Genomic DNA, 18,030 nt, shown 5'->3' with positions numbered 1-18,030 from the left:
CGCAACTTACGGAAAAAATTACTCTGTACACACTATATACTATATATAAATATCAAATTTTACTACTCAATTCATAGTGATCTTTACGTAAAAAAGCTATAATATGTCGCAAGTGTTGTTCTAACTCAATAATTTTAACAAAATATTACTATTATTTGCTAGGAATTTATTAATTTTGATTCGTTTATATAAATTTATTTGGTGGTCTTTTATATCATTAATTTGTGTAGTTCCACTTGTAATCAGTGGCGCAGCTCTTTATTTGAGCCACAATTTACCGTCTATTGAATCAATACGCCACATAGAATTACAAATACCATTACGTGTTTATAGTGCAGATAATAAGCTAATTGCTGAATTTGGAGAAATGCGTCGCTCACCTATTGCCTACAAGGAAATCCCTCCTAATTTTGTTAATGCATTATTGGCAGCAGAAGATGATAACTTTAAAAGCCACTATGGCATTGATCTTAAAAGTTTACTACGTGCAATACTTGAATTAGCAACCACCGGCCATAAACAATCAGGTGGCAGTACTATCACTATGCAGGTTGCAAGAAATTATTTTTTATCAAGTGAGCAAACCTATATACGTAAAGCAAGAGAAATCTTGTTAGCTTTAAAATTAGAACAGGAATTAACCAAAGAAGAAATTTTAGAGTTATACCTTAATAAAATATTTTTAGGTTATCGCTCTTACGGAATTGAAGCTGCTTCTCAAGTTTATTATGGGAAATCTGTTAAAGATTTATCATTGGCTCAAATGGCCACTTTAGCTGGTCTTCCTAAAGCACCATCAGCTAATAATCCAATTATTAATCCTAAACGTAGCTTAGAAAGAAGAAATTGGATTCTTTCCAGAATGTATAACTTGAGAATGATCAATAAAGCAGACTATGAAAAAGCTAAAGCTGAACCAGAGACAGCTAAACGCCATGATGCCATTCCTGAGCTTGCCGCACCTTATATAGCTGAAATAATACGCTCAGAAATGGTTGAAAAATATGGTGATGCTGCTTATACAGATGGCTATCAAGTAACTGCTACTATTTCCTCACCTTTACAAGAAGCGGCTAATCAGGCTTTACGCAAAGGTTTATTAGAATATGACAAACGTCATGGTTATCGTGGTGCAGAACAACCATCAATAGCAATAGAAAGTTGGTCTAATATACTTAAAGAACAAAAATCTATTGGTTATTTAGAACCGGCTATAGTAACAGCTATTGATGAGCAAAATATTACTGTGCTTACTCAACAAAACCAGCAAGAAATAGTTGCTTGGGCAACAATGAAATGGGCAAGATCTTATTTATCTAACAATAGCATGGGGCCTCTACCTAAAACCCCTAAAGATATTGTTAAAGTGGGTGACTTAATTCGTGTACAAAGGGATCAACAAGGAACTTTATACTTTAGTCAGCTCCCTAAAGCGGAATCTGCCTTAGTTTCATTGAACTCACAAACAGGTGCTGTTGAAGCGCTCGTAGGCGGCTTTTCATTTGATCAAAGTAACTATAACCGTGTTACCCAAGCTAAACGCCAACCAGGTTCCAGCTTTAAACCTTTTATTTATAGCGCAGCATTAGATGCAGGGTTCACTGCAGCAAGCAAGATTAATGATGCCCCTATTGTTGTAGAGGATGGTTCTAATAAGAAAAAATGGAAACCAAAAAATGATGGTAATAAATTCTTAGGACCTATTAGTTTAAGGGAAGGTTTATACCGCTCTAGAAACTTAGTAACTATTCGTTTATTACAAAGTGTAGGTATTGATAATACATTAGACTATATTGAAAAATTTGGTTTTGCCAAAGAAAGTTTACCACCCTCTCTTTCACTTGCATTAGGCTCAGCTGATGTATCACCAATGCAAATAGCCCGTGCATGGACTGTATTTGCTAGTGGTGGCTATAAAATCTATCCTTATGTAATTGATGAAATTAAAGACCGTAATGACAAAGTTATTTTTACAGCTACACCACCTGCTATTCCAGAAATAAACCAAACAATAACCGAAGTTAGTGAGCATAAAGCTGTACTTATGCCTATGGAAAAAGATGATCAACCAAAAACCATACCTAATATAGCTGAGTCTGTTATTGATAAGCGCACAGCTTATATTATGAATAGTATCTTACAAGATGTAATTAAACGTGGTACAGGTACAAGAGCTTTAGCATTAAAACGTACAGATCTAGCAGGAAAAACAGGTACCACAAATGACACTAAAGATGCTTGGTTTGCAGGCTATAATGGTGATTACACAACCGTTGTTTGGGTTGGCTTTGATAAACCAGATACATTAGGACGCCGTGAATATGGTGGCACCTTAGCTCTGCCTATTTGGATTGACTATATGCAAGTAGCGTTAAAAGATAAACCTAATAAGACCATGCCCAAGCCCGCAGGTATTGTACAACTTAAAATAGATGCGGATACTGGCCGTCTAGCTTCTGATAACTCACAAAGAACTTATACGGAGCTATTTAAGAAAGAGGATGCTATCAAGGGAGATGATTCTTCAGGTCTTCCTATGTCAAGTGATGATGTAGCGCCTATGGAATTATTCTAATGCTATAAAAAAGGCTTATTTGTTGATCAAATAAGCCTTTTTTACATCACTATAAATTAACTCTATTTGCTAACTTACCTTGTTTATAATGTTCTTCTTTTATTTTATTTCCGTATTTATCCCAGAAGATCCATACACCCTCTTTTTTGCCATTTTTGTATTTTCCTTCTGAACGCTTAGTTTCTGCATCATCTAACCAAAAGGTTTTCCAGACTCCCTCTCTCTTATCATTTTTATAATAGCCTAACATTTCCCTTTTACCTCTATCATCCCAAGAAACCCAAACACCCTCTTTTTTGCCATTAACTAACATAACTTGTGACTTTAAACGACCATTTTCATCCCAAACTAACCAAATATTTCGATCCATTTTATTATCATTTAAGCTACCTAATTTACTTTTTTGGTCTTCTTTTATATCAGATAAAACAGCCTCTAAGCGTCCATTTTTATAGAAGGTTTCATTCATATTGGAACCATCTATATTCCACATACGCCATAAACCTTCTAGTTTTCCTAACTTATACATTCCTTCAGCATGTTTTTGTCCATTACTAAACCAACGTGTCCACATACCATCTTTTTTACCATCAATATAATTTCCATCCTGCATTTTAATGCCATTCTCATACCACATAATATAAGCGCCTGTAATACTTAACTCTGACTCAGGCATAGTGTAGTAAACATAAGGGATACGAGTGACATCTTCTATTCTTTCTAACACAAATGGATCTGTCGCTTTATTATTAGTATCCTTATATATCTCCTGTACAAGAAATCCTTCAGGAGCTTTCTTTAAAAAAAGACGATAAACTCTGTAATTAAACAATGCTGTATCATGACTACTATCTGTCTCAGCCACAATTTGCCCCTCTTCCCATGGAAGAGTTGAATTTGCTCCTTCTTTTTGTTCTGCTTTAACAACAGAAACTAAAAAAAAGACTGCTATAAACAATGTTATTATCTTATTCATGCAAAATATCTATTGGCTGTAGAGCGTCTTAAATTTACTAATTAAACACTATTAAATACAAGTATAACCTATAGCCGTAATGCTATAATCAATTTTATTTATTAATCAAGAGTAATTATTACATGCAGATTTGGATTGACGCTGATGCCTGCCCCAAAATTGCTAAAGAATTAGTTTATAAATTTGCCCATAAACGCAACCTACACGTCACTTTAGTGGCTGGGCAAGGGCAAACTAAACCCATTTTTAATTGGGTAAGCCTTATTATTGTACCAACAGGTATGGATGCTGCTGATGACTATTTAGTAGAGCACTCCCAACCCAATGATCTTGTGATATGTAGCGATATTCCATTAGCAGACAGATTAATAAAAAAACAAGTCGCTGTACTTGATCCTAAAGGCCGTGAATTTACTCCTAATAATATGTCCAACAAACTAGCGATGCGCAACTTATTTACAGAACTTAGGGATCAAGGCCAGATTAACTCACAGCAGGCAAGTTATGGTGACAAAGATAAACAACAATTTGCTAATAGTTTAGATCGTATTCTTACTCGGCTACAGAATCAAACAAAGTAAATATATTTACGAACGTACCTCGCTACTACTATATAAGTTATAATTAATTTAATTTTTTATTTGTTAACTGGTTTATTAATGGACACTCAAAACACACCTATTGTTACCGTTATTATCTCCTCCTATAATCATGCACACTATATCGAAGAAACGATTAATAGTGTTATTAATCAAACCTACCCTAACATAGAACTACTGGTTATTGATGATGGCTCATCAGATAATAGTGTTGAACTATTAACAAAGCTTCAAAAACAACATGGTTTTGATTTATTAATTCAAGAAAACAAAGGGTTATCAAAAACCTTAAATGAAGCAATTGCTAGAGCCAAAGGTGAGTTAATAGTCCCCTTTGGTTCAGATGATATTATGTTGCCTGAACGTATCACTACCCAAGTTAACTATATTCAAGATAAACCAGAAGTAGGTATCTGTGCTTCCAATATGGATATTATTGACAGTGAAGGAAATCTTTTTCCAGAAAAAGAACAAAAACATCGCCACATACCTTTTCGCCGCTTAGATTTTGATGATATTTTTCTTGATAGAAAACCTGGCGCTATGGCTGCAACATTGATGCTTCGCAAAGAAGCACTCGTTAAAATAGGTGGCTTTGATCCAGAAATTAGATTAGAAGATCTCTATATTATGCTTGCTATTACTAAAGCAGGTTATTTTATGGATGTGCTTCCTCAGGTACTTTCTCTGTACCGCAAGCATCCAACCAACACCTATAAAAACTTACCCTTTATGTTTGATTATAGTTGTAAAACCTATGCACGTTTTAAAGACAGTCCCCATTATCAAGATGTACTAATGAAAATGTGTAATTCAATGTTCTTAAAAAGTGCTTCCAGAGATAAAGTACTAGCTAAACGAGTGCTTAAACAAATACCTTGGAAATATTGGAATAAAAAGACATTCCGTGGACTACTACGATTATGGTTCAGTTAACAAGTAGCAAAGAAAAAAGGGAATAATTTATATTCCCTTTTTCTTTATTAATGACTTAATCCATTAATATTTTCTTTAAATACTCACCATAACTTGTTTTAGATAACTGCTCAGCTTTTTTCTGCAACTGTTCAGCCGTTATCCAACCTTTTTGGAAAGCTATTTCTTCTAAACAAGCAATTTTAGCGTCTTGGCGTTTTTCTAGAGTATATACATATTGACTAGCTTCTAATAACGAATCATGTGTACCACTATCTAACCAAGCAAAACCACGTCCTAACAACTGTACATCTAATGACTGCTGCTTAAGATATACACAATTAACATCAGTAATCTCTAGCTCGCCTCTTGGTGATGGCTTAATATTTTTTGCAATATCTATTACTTGATTATCATAAAAATAAAGCCCTGTTACTGCATAATGAGACTTTGGCTTTTTAGGCTTCTCTTCAATACTTAATACCTTACCATCCTTGTCAAACTCTACCACACCAAAACGCTCTGGATCAGATACATGATAACCAAAAACAGTTGCTCCTGTTTGCTTTTGATTAGCTTGTTTTAAACTAATAGAAAAATTAGCACCATGAAAGATATTATCACCTAGAATCAAACAACTAGGATCATTACCTAAAAACGACTCACCAATAATAAAAGCTTGTGCTAAACCATCTGGAGAAGGTTGTGCAGCATACTGAATATTTAATCCCCACTCACTGCCATCACCAAAAATTCTTTGAAAACCTGGTAAATCTGTAGGTGTAGAAATAATTAAAATATCCTGAATATCAGCCAGCATTAAAGTAGACATTGGATAATAAATCATTGGTTTATCATAAATAGGTAGTAGTTGCTTAGAAACACCCAAAGTAATTGGATGTAATCTTGTCCCAGAACCACCCGCTAAAATAATACCTTTTCTTTTTCCCATGTTTTATTCCACGCTATAAATTTGTTAGCCAATTATTTTACTAACTCAATGTTAGCTAATTAAAAGTCCTATTATATAAGACTATGCATACAATTAACAAAAAACCGCCCTATAAAGGCGGTTTTATATTCAATTAAACCATTAAATCTTAGCGCTTAATTCTTTAATCTCATGATTTAAAATATGATCATTCTCTGAATAATCCACAGGACAATCAATTAAATGCACACCAGGCTCATTCAAACATTTCTGCACTAACGGTGCAAACTCTGCTGCACTATTAACTCTATGTCCCTCAGCACCATAGCTTTCTGCATATTTCACGAAATCTGGATTACCATAAGTTAAACCAAAATCATCAAACGCCATATTAGATTGTTTCCAACGGATCATACCATAAGCATCATCACGTAAAATAATCACCACAATATGTAAGCCTAAGCGTACAGCTGTTTCTAATTCTTGACTATTCATCATAAAACCACCATCACCACAAACGGCAACAATAGGTTTATCTGGATGAACAAGACGTGCCGCCATAGCAGAAGGTAATCCTGCCCCCATAGTAGCTAAAGCATTATCTAATAATACTGTATTTGGCATATGGGCTTTATAGTTGCGGGCAAACCAAAGTTTATAAACGCCATTATCTAAAGTCACAATACCATCGGCTGGCATAATTTTTCGTAAATCTGCTACTAAGCGCTGTGGATACATAGGAAAACGGTCATCATCAGCACCTACTTTTAAGTGAGCTTCATTAGCCTCACGAATAGCCAATAAACGAGAAAAATCCCATGTAGGTTGCACAATAATCTCTTGTTTAATTTGCCAAATAGCATTAGCAATATCACCTACCACTTCAATTTGTGGGAAATAAACAGGATCCACTTCTGCTGAACGGAAGTTAATATGAATAACTTCTGTACCACCACGTACCATAAAGAAAGGTGGTTTTTCAATAACATCATGTCCAACATTAATAATAAGATCCGCTGACTCTAATGCTCTATGTACAAAGTCACCTGAAGACAACGCTGCATTACCAAGGAAACGAGGATGACTCTCATCAACCACACCTTTCCCCATTTGCGTTGTTACAAAAGGAATACCTGTTTTCTCAATTAATTGATATAAAACACGCGCTGTCATTTTACGATTAGCACCAGCACCGATTACTAATACTGGGCTTTTGGCTGTTTCCATTTTAGAAACAGCCGCACGAATGGCTTTTTCTTCTGCTAATGGACGACGTGTTAAACTGGCTGGAATGGGCGTATTATCAGTTTCATCTGCTGCCACATCTTCTGGTAACTCTAAGTGAACCGCGCCTGGCTTTTCTTCCTCTGCTAAACGTACTGCCTCGCGTATCCGAGATGGAATATTATCCGCAGAAGCCAATTGATGGGTAAACTTAGTTAATGGAGACATCATCCCCACCACATCCAAAATCTGGAAACGGCCTTGTTTTGAGCGTCTAATTGGCTTCTGACCAGTGATCATTAATAATGGCATACCACCTAAGTAAGCATAAGCGCCCGCAGTAACTAAATTGGTTGCACCTGGGCCTAACGTTGAAAGACACACACCTACTTTACCTGTTAAACGGCCATAGGTTGCGGCCATAAAACCTGCTGATTGTTCATGACGTGTTAAAATAAGTTTAATTTGTTCTGAACGAGATAATGAATCTAATAAATCTAGATTTTCCTCACCAGGAATACCAAAAATATACTTAACACCTTCACTTTCAAGGCATTGCACAACAAGATCAGAGGCTTTAGTCATCAGTTACTACCTTCGTAAAATTCGCACCGCAGAATGATATAAAATAAATTAGTCAATAAAGCGTGTAATAATGCAACAGCTTTATTCATTTGTCCATAATTAAACGACTTTTATCCTAGTATAGAGTGCTTTACTACCAAAGAGTTCGATAAAAAAATTAGTTTAGCTAGGATTTATATTTTGCATCACTTATACTAAATTAATCATATGTAAAAAAGTTAGTTAATGAATAGATCAACAATGTACAAATTTATTTACTACTGTTTAGTACTTGTTACTACCAGCTTACCTCTCTTAGCAACTACTACTAACACAGAGTCTACCTCTGCTACTCAAAGTCACTCAATAAAAGTGGGAGACATTGTTGCTAACAATGATTTTCTATACCGAAAAATTGTAGAAGTTACAGCAGACGGATATAAGGTTCAAAATTTCTACAAACAAACTGATGACAAACAATCTGATATTTTTCTTATCAAAGAAACTAAATACCTCAATTATTTTCAACCACTGGATTACTATAATCTACAAAACCTCATTTTTGATGGGCCTCTTATTTTATGGTCTATCAATGGTCATAAAGCCTTAGATATTATTGTCAGTAATGGCAATGCCGAAGGCCCGTTTAAGAGTTATTATTCTATTAATGGCAATAAAGAAATTGAAGGCAACTATAAATTAGGTAAACCCGAAGGGCTTTGGCAATATTGGGATATGGATGGTAATGTAGAAAAACAAGTATATTATAAAGCAGGCATTATACAGTGGCAGAAAGACAGCATTAGTTTAAAAGGAATCTAATTAAATGCCTGATCAGTACCCTCAACCCAATACGATTAAGAAAAGAATCTATTTTTGGCCTCCAATACTAGTGGGTACAGCAAGTGCACTTATTATATTTACTGCATTACTTTATTTTAGCTGGCTTAATGTCATAACCTGTTTAATTATTCCTATTATGAGTGGCTTTATTACATTAGCAATAGCTAATCCTTTGGTTCAATCGGATAGAGTCTGTCAAATCTTTCTACCTTGGGCTTCTTTAGTACTGCTTATTCCTTTTGCTTATTGGAAATTAAAAATACTTATTTTACTGGTTTTTCCAATAGCCAGTTTAGGTGGTTGGTTAGCTGGCCAACTATTCACTAAAATTCGTCAATATTATGATGAGTAAATAAAAAATATTTTCATATTATATTTTTATGATATTATAAAAACATCAAGTGAAAAAGATGTAATATGAATACGATACAAGAAAATGCTAATACTGCTGCAAATTTTTTAAAAGGAATTGCTAACCCTCATCGATTATTAATTCTTTGTTTATTAGCAGAAGGCGAAAAGAATGTAACAACCTTAGTAGAAGCTACGGGTATACCTCAAACTTCTATTTCCCAGCACTTAGCAAAATTAAAGCAAGAAAAAATGGTTACTTTTCGGCGCGACCATAGGGTGTTGTACTACTCTATTTGTAACGAAGCAGTAACTAAAATTATGGATGTACTTTACCAAACATTTTGTAAGGAGTAACAATATGACTACTAATATTTCCCCGAAACAAGCAGAAGAAATGTTAAAAGCAGGTGATGCTATTCTAGTTGATGTACGTGATAACGATATGTATCAAGCTGAACATATTATTTATGCAGCTTCAGTACCTGTAGAACAACTTAACCAACAACAACTACAAGTATTAGCAGAGCAGCCTAAGAAAGTTATCTTTCAATGTATGAGAGGAATAAAATCTCAACAAGCTAGTAACTTAGCAAAAGATTTAGGTGACAAAGTATATAATATGGAAGGTGGCCTTGTAGCATGGAAAGAAGCAGGATTACCTACCCTATTAGGCACTAATACAAACGGCCCCAAAATGTCACTAGTTAGACAAATGCAAATTACTTTGGGTATTGTTTTACTAGTAATCTTCCTCATTCCTTTCTTAACAGGTCTCTTTGGCTTCCTTCTCTATTTAATCCCCGTTATCGGTATTGTTCTTATTGCGGCAGGTTTCGTTGGTTGCTGTCCATTAATGAAAATTCTAGGTCAAATGCCTTGGAATAAGTGAACCCTATAAAGGAGTAATTAATAATTACTCCTTTATAACTTTATTAAAACGCTATATAAATAACTGGTTTTATCCCATCTCGTTCGTTATTACTATACTTATATTTAGTATCATCTAGCCAATCACTACTTAACATTTGTTGCTGCTCATTCCATTGCAAAGGGTGTTGATTATAAGGATTAACAATTTTATTAGTGACCAACCAATCGCCTACTTGCTGCTTATCAAGTCCTTTCTGTTTAATAGCCAATTTAGTATTTACTAGCAATAAATAAAGAGATAGATCATATAATCTAAACTGATAACTATCATAGTTAGGTAATGCCACATTCAGTAAAACTTCACCATAAAAATTATGTAAAAAGAAAATCCCTTTTTCATTCATTAGATATACTAAGAAATGTTTAGCCTTTTTGTCATCTTGCTTATTCACTTGCTGTAAATAATAAGAAGAAGCTTCTGGTAAAACCAACATAGCATTTTGTATAAAAGAGTCATATAACTTATAATTTTTATTTAATGAGGCATTTCTATCAAACAGCAAGAACCACAAAGTTAATCTGTCCTTATTAATAAGCGACTGATAAAAATAAAGCCCACCATTACGCTCTATCATTAAAGCTCGAGCTATTGCTTGTTGCTCATATATCGTTAAAGGCTTTAATAGGCTATTAATTTCTTCATTATGTAAATAATCCATTAATTCAGGTTTATCTAACAAATCTTCAATAACATGATAAATAGTTAATAGTTGCCTTATCGCGACCATAGGAGCAACTAAGGTATCTTGACCTGATAATATTTTTTTATAAAAATCAATTTCTTCTTGTAAAATTACAATACCCTTTTCTACCTGATCTTGATTAATTAGTAAAACTGCCTCACCTACCCTTAGTTCAGTAAGCCGCATCATATTTTGAAAGTTAAGTATTGGCGCTGATAATGATGTGAAATAACCATTGTAATTAGGTAATTTAATTATTTGTTTATAACGATCTAATAAAATATGATTTTTTTCTATTAAATGTGTTATAGATCTAGAATGCTCAACAATTTTTCTTGTACAACCTAACTCTGTTAAATTTTTACAAGGAAATTGGTAGTCTTTTCCATTCACTTGGTAATTAAGTTCTAATGCATTACCTTGGTTATAATAGCTCCATTGCTCCATTAATCTAGAGTCTTTGGTTACAATAGCTGCCTTAATCTTTTGTTGGTTATCAATAATTATTTGTTTACCGACTAGAAAATAATCCATATCTACTGGAGCATCAATACCCATAAAACTAACATAAGCATTTTGCTCCATTGTCTTTTTATCAATCTCAAGGCTATGAGTAAGTATATCAGCAACTTGTGGGTTTAGTTTTTCTTGCTTTAAAACGCCAATAACAAAAACAGCTAACAGTCCTAAAAAAATAAAACCCATTAGGTATAAAAGCTTTCGTATCATAATATCCCTATCTATTATAACTTCTACTGAGTTTCTTGATTGAAATAGCTCTCTCTTATTTTTACTCCTTTTTGATAGATAATTTCTTTATCTTTACTGCCATCTTCTTTCCAATATGTCCAAGTATCATCCTGTAAGTCGTTAATATAACTGCCTTCAGCCCATTTTTTTCCTTCTGCATAGTAAGTCCATAACCCCATGCGCTGATTTGCAGAATACTCTCCTTCAGAAACTTTTTCCCCTTTACTATCCCAAACTATCCATAAGCCATTTAACAAACCATTTTTATAATTCCCTAGTGTTTGTTGTTGACCATTCTCATACCATTTTTTATAAGGTCCATTTAATACATTATTTACATAATTAATTTGTGATTTTATTCGTCCATCAGCATGCCACTCTGTCCACTGACCAGCCTTTTTACCATCATCATATTGACCTTTTAATTTTAATATACCACTGTCATACCAGACCTGCATGACACCATCTAAAACACCTTTGTCTTTATACAATAATTCATACTGTTTTTGTTCATTTTTATACCATGTAACATAAGGCCCTTCAATACTTCTTAAAGAACCTAACTGCTTCAACTCATAGATATTGTGAATTAATACAGGATCAGATTGTTTTTTATTAGTATCTGCAAAAAAATCTTGTACTACAAAACTATTCTCACCTTCTATTGTTACTATCTTTCGGTAATAACCATTGTTATCAATATTATCTACAGGTGCCCAATACTGATTAAAGTATCCAACAACCATTCCTTCCTTTAAAGAAGCACGAAAACGCTGGTCTGGTGTTAGATTCTCCGGCTCAATAGCAACATTATTTGTTGCTGTTGATGCTTGTTGCTCAGTATTTTGAGCAAACCCAATATTCACCACTCCTACTAACAATAAAAGTTTTAGTGATAAAAGATACTTTATATATTGCCTCACTGTAGCTATTACCCTTTCATTACCTACACAATTTTTTGATTATAATACAGTATAGTCATGGAATTAAGAATTTAACTAAACTAATTCAGCTAGTTTTTAAGTAAAAATAGCTATTTATCACAAAACTCTCTAAAATGATCAACCTCTTCTTAATATTCTTATTAAATTTAGTAATATTCTTCTCAATACACAATAGTTGACTAAAATAGTAGGAAATAGCATAATAGTCCTATATTTATAGATATTGAGGCAAATTAATGCGCTTAACAACCAAAGGCCGTTATGCAGTTACTGCAATGCTTGACCTTGCCATCAATGCTGAACATAATCCAGTATCATTAGCTGATATTTCTGAAAGGCAAGATATCTCCCTATCCTATCTTGAACAATTATTTGCTAAACTACGTCGTTATGAACTAGTAACCAGTGTACGTGGGCCAGGTGGTGGTTATCAGTTAGCCCGCAGTATGGAAAATATTGACATCGCAGAAGTCATTGATGCTGTTAATGAGACAGTAGATGCTACCCGTTGCCAAGGTCATGCTGGTTGTAACTCTGGTGATATTTGCCTAACACATCATTTATGGCAAGGTCTTAGCCAACAAATACATGATTTTTTAAGTGGTATTACATTAGCTGATCTTGTTAATAAACGTGAAATTCGTGATGTTGCCCGTAGGCAAAATGAACGCCAACAAACAGCATATACACTTAATAGTAATAAAATAGAAACATCTTTTCTTGAATAAGATGATTTCTTCCGTGAGGAAAAACTGATGAGCTCTCCAATTTATTTAGATTATTCTGCCACTACCCCTGTAGATCCACGTGTTGCAAAAAAAATGATCGATTGCCTAACAATGGAAGGGAATTTTGGTAATCCAGCATCTCGTTCTCATATTTTTGGTTGGAGAGCAGAAGAAGCTGTTGAAAATGCTCGCCGCCAAGTGGCTGACCTACTAGGTGCCGACCCACGTGAAATAGTTTGGACATCAGGCGCTACTGAATCAGATAATCTTGCCATAAAAGGTGCTGCTCATTTCTATGCAAGTAAAGGTAAACACCTTATTACTTCAAAAATTGAACACAAAGCTGTACTTGATACCATGCGTCAACTAGAACGTGAAGGCTTTGAAGTAACCTATCTTACACCTACAGAACAAGGTGAAATTACTGTAGACATGATCAAAGATGCATTACGCGAAGATACTATCCTTGTGTCAATCATGCATGTCAATAACGAAATCGGCACTATCAATGATATTGCTGCTATTGGTGAGTTAACACGTTCTAAAGGTGTATTACTCCATGTAGATGCTGCTCAATCAGCAGGCAAACTACCTATTAATTTAGAAGAACTTAAAGTTGACTTAATGTCTGTTTGCGCTCATAAAATATATGGCCCAAAAGGCATTGGTGCTCTGTATGTACAACGTAAGCCAAGAGTAAGAATCGAAGCGCAAATTCATGGTGGTGGTCATGAACGAGGCATGCGCTCAGGCACATTAGCAACGCATCAAATTGTTGGTATGGGAGAAGCATTTCACCTTGCAAAACTAGAAATGCAAAAAGATACTGAACATTCAAAAACTTTACGTGATCATTTCTTCAAGCAAGTTAATCAACTAGAAGAAGTGTATGTGAATGGTTCTTTAGAAAATAGCGTACCTAATATTCTTAACTTAAGTTTTAACTATGTTGAGGGTGAATCACTAATGATGTCTTTAAAAGACTTAGCCGTATCATCTGGTTCTGCTTGTACTTCTGCATCACTAGAGCCTTCTTATGTATTACGTGCACTAGGACGTAATGATGAGCTTGCGCATAGTTCTATTCGTTTTGGTTTTGGGCGTTTTACTACAGAAGAAAATGTTGATTTAGCTGCACAAAAAGTTTGCGAAGCAGTTAGCAAACTTCGCGAATTATCCCCCCTTTGGGATATGTATAAAGATGGTGTAGATATTTCTAAAATAGAATGGCAAGCCCACTAATTATAAAGATTAATTACCGTATTAACTGATTTGAGGAATTAAACAATGGCCTATAGCGATAAAGTGATCGACCATTATGAGAACCCACGTAATGTAGGTAAAATGGATGCTGAAGATCCTAATGTAGGAACTGGCATGGTAGGCGCACCTGCCTGTGGTGACGTAATGCGTTTACAAATTAAAGTCAATGACCAAGGTGTTATTGAAGATGCTAAATTCAAAACCTATGGCTGTGGTAGTGCTATCGCCTCTAGCTCATTAGCGACTGAATGGATGAAAGGTAAAACCTTAGACGAAGCAGGTAGCATCAAAAATACCCAGTTAGCTGAAGAATTAGCATTGCCCCCAGTAAAAATTCACTGCTCGGTTTTAGCAGAAGATGCTATTAAAGCAGCTATTACTGATTATAAAACCAAAAAAGGAATGGTTTAATCCATCTTATTTGGTAAGGAGATTCTATGGCAATTACTATGACCCCTGCAGCGGCTAAACATATAGAAAGCGCTTTAGCTAACCGTGGTAAGGGTATTGGTATTCGTTTAGGGGTTCGTACAACAGGTTGCTCTGGCATGGCTTATGTACTTGAGTTTGTTGATGACACCGACCAAAATGATGTTGTATTTGATAATTTTGGTGTTAAAGTGGTTGTAGACCCTAAAAGTTTAATTTACATTGACGGAACAGAACTTGATTTCGTACGAGAAGGCCTAAATGAAGGATTTAAATTCAACAACCCTAACGTGCGCGGCGAATGCGGGTGTGGAGAAAGCTTCAACGTCTGAAGAATGCAGAGGTGATAAACCCTGCTACTTTGCACTATTAGATTTAAAGCCACATTTTAATATTGATTTAAACGATCTTGCTGAACGTTACCGTAAAAAGGCTGCATCAGCACATCCTGATCGTTTTGTATCGGCTACTGAAAGAGAAAAACGCTTAGCATTAGAACACTCTGCTAATCTAAATGAAGCTTATCAAATTTTAAAAACACCTTCACAACGTGCTCGTTACTTACTCAGTCTAAAAGGTAGTAATATACCGCTTGAAACTACAGTACAAGACCCTGAGTTTCTTATGCAACAAATGCAATGGCATGAAGAATTAGATGAGCTTAGAGAACAACCTGATACTAAACAGTTAAATAATTTCAAAACTCGTATTAAACAAACACAAACTAACTTAGAAGCAGAGTTTGATAAATACTGGCAAGATCATGAATATTATTTACATGCTGAACAGCTTGTTAGACGTATGCAATTTATGGACAAATTAACTTTGTCTGTAAAACAGCTAGAAGAACACTTAGACGATTAACCTAAACCATTAAGAAATATACATGTCTTTATTGCAGATAGCAGAACCAGGTCAAAGCCCTAAACCACATCAGAAAAAACTAGCCGTTGGTATCGACTTAGGTACCACCAACTCATTAGTTGCGAGTGTATTAAGTGGCATTCCTAAAGCATTAACAGACCTTGAAAACAATGTTATTTTACCTTCAGTAGTTCATTACTTACCTGATCAAATAGAAGTAGGAAAAACAGCTAAAGCAGGTACAACACAAGATCCACTTAACACTATTTCCTCTGTCAAACGCCTAATGGGACGAGGGATTAGTGACGTAAAACAACTAGGTGAACAACTCCCCTATCGTTTTACACAGGGCGAATCCAATATGCCGTTTATTGAAACGGTACAAGGTCCTAAAAGCCCTGTAGAAATTTCTGCTGAAATACTAAAAGCACTAAAAGAACGTGCAGAACAAAGTTTAGGCGGTTCACTGGTAGGCGCTGTAATTACAGTACCTGCTTATTTCGATGATGGACAGCGACAAGCAACCAAAGATGCTGCTCGTTTAGCAGGGCTTACTGTACTACGCTTGTTAAATGAACCTACTGCTGCCGCTGTGGCTTATGGCCTAGACAAACAAGCTGAAGGTATTATTGCAATCTATGATCTAGGTGGTGGTACATTTGATATTTCTATTTTACGCCTTGCCAAAGGTGTCTTTGAAGTTTTATCAACAGGTGGTGATAGCTCGTTAGGTGGCGATGATTTCGACCATCTTATTGCTGATTGGATTATTACAGAGGCCAATCTCTCCAATGATCTCTCCCCTTCTGAACAAAAAACATTGTTAAAAATTGCTTGCGCGGCTAAAGAATCACTCACTGACAATCAACAAACCACCATCAGCTATAAAAACTGGCAAAGTAATTTGACCCGTGAACAGTTCAACAACTTAATCACTCCTTTGGTTGAACGTACCCTTAAAGCCTGTCGTCGAGCAGTGCGAGATACAGATATCGACCTAGATGAAATCACCAATGTAGTAATGGTAGGTGGCTCCACACGAGTTCCCCTTGTTCGACAACAAGTAGGAGAACTATTTGGTAGTCAACCCCTCACCGATATTGACCCTGACCAAGTGGTTGCATTAGGTGCGGCTGTACAAGCAGATGCACTAGTGGGTAATCGCAGTGATGATGATCAACTATTACTACTCGATGTTATACCTCTCTCATTGGGTCTTGAAACAATGGGTGGACTAATGGAAAAAGTTATTCCTAGAAATACCACTATTCCCGTCGCCAGGGCGCAGGACTTTACCACCTATAAAGATGGGCAAACTGCTATGATGATTCACGTACTACAAGGTGAACGAGAACTAGTAGCAGATTGTCGTTCTTTAGCACGTTTTGAACTTCGTGGTTTTCCGCCAATGGTGGCGGGTGCCGCTAAAATACGGGTCACCTTTCAAGTAGATGCTGATGGTTTATTAGCAGTATCAGCGCAAGAACTAACCAGTGGCGCCCATGCAGCAATCCAAGTTAAACCCTCTTATGGCTTAACTGATGGTGAAATTGCTCGCATGTTACAAGATTCTTTTGCATATGCAGAAAATGATAAACAACAACGTAGTCTAAGAGAAGCACAAGTAGAAGCAAACCAACTAGTTGAAATTACTGAAGCAGCATTACAAGCTGATGGTAAAGAACTCCTTAACCAAACAGAATACCAAGAAATAACTAAACATGTAGCTGAATTAAAGAAAGTAGTTAATAGTAATGATCTACTGACTATTGAAAAATATACTCAAAAACTTTCCACAGCTACAGACTCTTTTGCGGCCAAACGAATGAATGCTACCGTTAAACAAGCATTAACAGGCCGTAGACTTAATGAAATAGACAGTGAATAGCACAGGATAATTTTATGCCTACCATTACTTTTTTACCTAATGAAGAACATTGCCCAGAAGGTGCAGTAATTGAAGCAGAAACAGGCGAAACCATTATTGAAGCTGCCCTACGCAACGGTATAGAAATAGAACATGCCTGTGAAATGTCTTGTGCTTGTACTACTTGCCATGTCGTTGTACGTGATGGTTTTGACAGCCTAGAACCTTCTGATGAATTAGAAGATGATATGCTAGACAAAGCATGGGGACTTGAACCTGATTCCCGCCTCTCCTGCCAAGCTGTTGTAGGAGATGAAGATTTAATTGTAGAAATCCCTCGCTATACTATTAATCAAGTTTCAGAAAATCACTAACAGGAGCCTTAAAATGACTCTTAAATGGACAGACGTACAAGAAATAGCTATTCAACTAACTGATACTTACCCTACTGTAAATCCACTCACTATTAACTTCGTTGAGTTACGCCAAAAAGTAATGGATTTACCTGAATTTAATGATGATCCTAATCGTTGTGGTGAAAAAGTACTAGAAGCTATTCAAGGTGCTTGGATAGAAGAGTTAGAATTATAA

At 35.5% G+C, this 18,030-nt stretch carries 20 protein-coding genes; 15 read left to right on the top strand and 5 right to left on the bottom strand.

Features of this window, described 5'->3' with window-relative positions:
* The first annotated feature begins 175 nt into the window (after positions 1-175).
* The gene (locus tag ACQVD9_RS05625) at positions 176-2,575 is read left to right on the top strand and encodes a penicillin-binding protein 1A (protein ID WP_264745098.1); all 2,400 of its coding nucleotides are present in this window, start codon (positions 176-178) and stop codon (positions 2,573-2,575) included.
* Between the two features lie 49 nt (positions 2,576-2,624).
* Here the strand turns inward: ACQVD9_RS05625 and ACQVD9_RS05620 are convergent, their stop codons facing one another.
* Positions 2,625-3,551: a toxin-antitoxin system YwqK family antitoxin gene (locus ACQVD9_RS05620; RefSeq protein ID WP_264745097.1), complete on the bottom strand. Its 927-nt coding sequence runs from the start codon at positions 3,549-3,551 to the stop codon at positions 2,625-2,627.
* 122 nt (positions 3,552-3,673) lie between these two features.
* Between ACQVD9_RS05620 and ACQVD9_RS05615 the strand changes: the two genes are divergently transcribed.
* Both ACQVD9_RS05615 and ACQVD9_RS05610 read left to right on the top strand, forming a co-directional pair.
* On the top strand, positions 3,674-4,132 hold the full coding sequence (locus ACQVD9_RS05615; protein WP_264745096.1) for a YaiI/YqxD family protein: 459 nt from the start codon (positions 3,674-3,676) through the stop codon (positions 4,130-4,132).
* A 78-nt stretch (positions 4,133-4,210) separates the two neighbouring features.
* On the top strand, positions 4,211-5,086 hold the full coding sequence (locus tag ACQVD9_RS05610) for a glycosyltransferase family 2 protein (RefSeq protein ID WP_264745095.1): 876 nt from the start codon (positions 4,211-4,213) through the stop codon (positions 5,084-5,086).
* A 55-nt stretch (positions 5,087-5,141) separates the two neighbouring features.
* On the opposite strand, the gene rfbA is transcribed toward ACQVD9_RS05610, so the two are convergent.
* Together rfbA and ACQVD9_RS05600 are read right to left on the bottom strand one after the other, a co-directional pair.
* Positions 5,142-6,017, bottom strand: coding sequence for a glucose-1-phosphate thymidylyltransferase RfbA (gene rfbA / locus ACQVD9_RS05605; RefSeq protein ID WP_264745094.1), 876 nt, complete (start codon positions 6,015-6,017; stop codon positions 5,142-5,144).
* A gap of 141 nt (positions 6,018-6,158) precedes the next feature.
* Entirely contained in the window at positions 6,159-7,805 is a 1,647-nt protein-coding gene (locus ACQVD9_RS05600) for an acetolactate synthase large subunit (RefSeq protein WP_264745093.1), read from the bottom strand.
* A gap of 240 nt (positions 7,806-8,045) precedes the next feature.
* On the opposite strand from ACQVD9_RS05600, the gene ACQVD9_RS05595 reads away from it, so the two are divergent.
* The 4 genes from ACQVD9_RS05595 (at position 8,046) to ACQVD9_RS05580 (ending at position 9,870) form a co-directional block, all read left to right on the top strand.
* Complete coding sequence (locus ACQVD9_RS05595) at positions 8,046-8,606, top strand: toxin-antitoxin system YwqK family antitoxin (RefSeq protein WP_264745092.1); 561 nt, start codon at positions 8,046-8,048, stop codon at positions 8,604-8,606.
* A gap of 4 nt (positions 8,607-8,610) precedes the next feature.
* Positions 8,611-8,979: a hypothetical protein gene (locus tag ACQVD9_RS05590; protein ID WP_264745091.1), complete on the top strand. Its 369-nt coding sequence runs from the start codon at positions 8,611-8,613 to the stop codon at positions 8,977-8,979.
* Positions 8,980-9,044: 65 nt separating this feature from the next.
* Entirely contained in the window at positions 9,045-9,335 is a 291-nt protein-coding gene (locus ACQVD9_RS05585; protein ID WP_264745090.1) for an ArsR/SmtB family transcription factor, read from the top strand.
* A 4-nt stretch (positions 9,336-9,339) separates the two neighbouring features.
* Positions 9,340-9,870, top strand: coding sequence for a rhodanese-like domain-containing protein (locus ACQVD9_RS05580; protein ID WP_264745089.1), 531 nt, complete (start codon positions 9,340-9,342; stop codon positions 9,868-9,870).
* A 43-nt stretch (positions 9,871-9,913) separates the two neighbouring features.
* On the opposite strand, the gene ACQVD9_RS05575 is transcribed toward ACQVD9_RS05580, so the two are convergent.
* Both ACQVD9_RS05575 and ACQVD9_RS05570 read right to left on the bottom strand, forming a co-directional pair.
* Positions 9,914-11,323, bottom strand: a complete 1,410-nt coding sequence (locus ACQVD9_RS05575) for a hypothetical protein (protein WP_264745088.1) — start codon at positions 11,321-11,323, stop codon at positions 9,914-9,916.
* Between the two features lie 23 nt (positions 11,324-11,346).
* A complete protein-coding gene (locus ACQVD9_RS05570; RefSeq protein ID WP_264745087.1) occupies positions 11,347-12,210 on the bottom strand; it encodes a toxin-antitoxin system YwqK family antitoxin in 864 nt (287 codons plus the stop codon).
* Between the two features lie 314 nt (positions 12,211-12,524).
* On the opposite strand from ACQVD9_RS05570, the gene iscR reads away from it, so the two are divergent.
* Genes iscR through iscX form a run of 8 tightly spaced genes read left to right on the top strand, consistent with a single transcriptional unit; the run spans position 12,525 to position 18,030 of the window.
* A complete protein-coding gene (iscR, locus tag ACQVD9_RS05565) occupies positions 12,525-13,016 on the top strand; it encodes a Fe-S cluster assembly transcriptional regulator IscR (protein ID WP_264745086.1) in 492 nt (163 codons plus the stop codon).
* Positions 13,017-13,043: 27 nt separating this feature from the next.
* Positions 13,044-14,258 (top strand): IscS subfamily cysteine desulfurase, encoded by a 1,215-nt coding sequence (locus ACQVD9_RS05560; RefSeq protein WP_264745085.1) that lies wholly within the window; start codon positions 13,044-13,046, stop codon positions 14,256-14,258.
* 45 nt (positions 14,259-14,303) lie between these two features.
* Positions 14,304-14,690, top strand: coding sequence for a Fe-S cluster assembly scaffold IscU (gene iscU / locus ACQVD9_RS05555; protein ID WP_264745084.1), 387 nt, complete (start codon positions 14,304-14,306; stop codon positions 14,688-14,690).
* Positions 14,691-14,716: 26 nt separating this feature from the next.
* Positions 14,717-15,040, top strand: a complete 324-nt coding sequence (gene iscA, locus ACQVD9_RS05550) for an iron-sulfur cluster assembly protein IscA (RefSeq protein WP_264745083.1) — start codon at positions 14,717-14,719, stop codon at positions 15,038-15,040.
* The gene (gene hscB, locus ACQVD9_RS05545) at positions 15,018-15,572 is read left to right on the top strand and encodes a co-chaperone HscB (protein ID WP_264745082.1); all 555 of its coding nucleotides are present in this window, start codon (positions 15,018-15,020) and stop codon (positions 15,570-15,572) included. The genes iscA and hscB overlap by 23 nt, the downstream gene beginning before the upstream one ends.
* Positions 15,573-15,594: 22 nt before the next feature.
* On the top strand, positions 15,595-17,460 hold the full coding sequence (gene hscA, locus ACQVD9_RS05540) for a Fe-S protein assembly chaperone HscA (protein ID WP_264745081.1): 1,866 nt from the start codon (positions 15,595-15,597) through the stop codon (positions 17,458-17,460).
* Between the two features lie 14 nt (positions 17,461-17,474).
* Positions 17,475-17,813: an ISC system 2Fe-2S type ferredoxin gene (fdx, locus tag ACQVD9_RS05535; RefSeq protein ID WP_264745080.1), complete on the top strand. Its 339-nt coding sequence runs from the start codon at positions 17,475-17,477 to the stop codon at positions 17,811-17,813.
* Between the two features lie 13 nt (positions 17,814-17,826).
* Positions 17,827-18,030, top strand: coding sequence for a Fe-S cluster assembly protein IscX (iscX, locus tag ACQVD9_RS05530; RefSeq protein WP_264745079.1), 204 nt, complete (start codon positions 17,827-17,829; stop codon positions 18,028-18,030).

This window comes from Entomomonas sp. E7T21, from assembly GCF_058693955.1.
The sequence above is the reverse complement of the archived record's forward strand: the minus strand, read 5'-3'. Positions and strand labels throughout refer to the sequence as shown.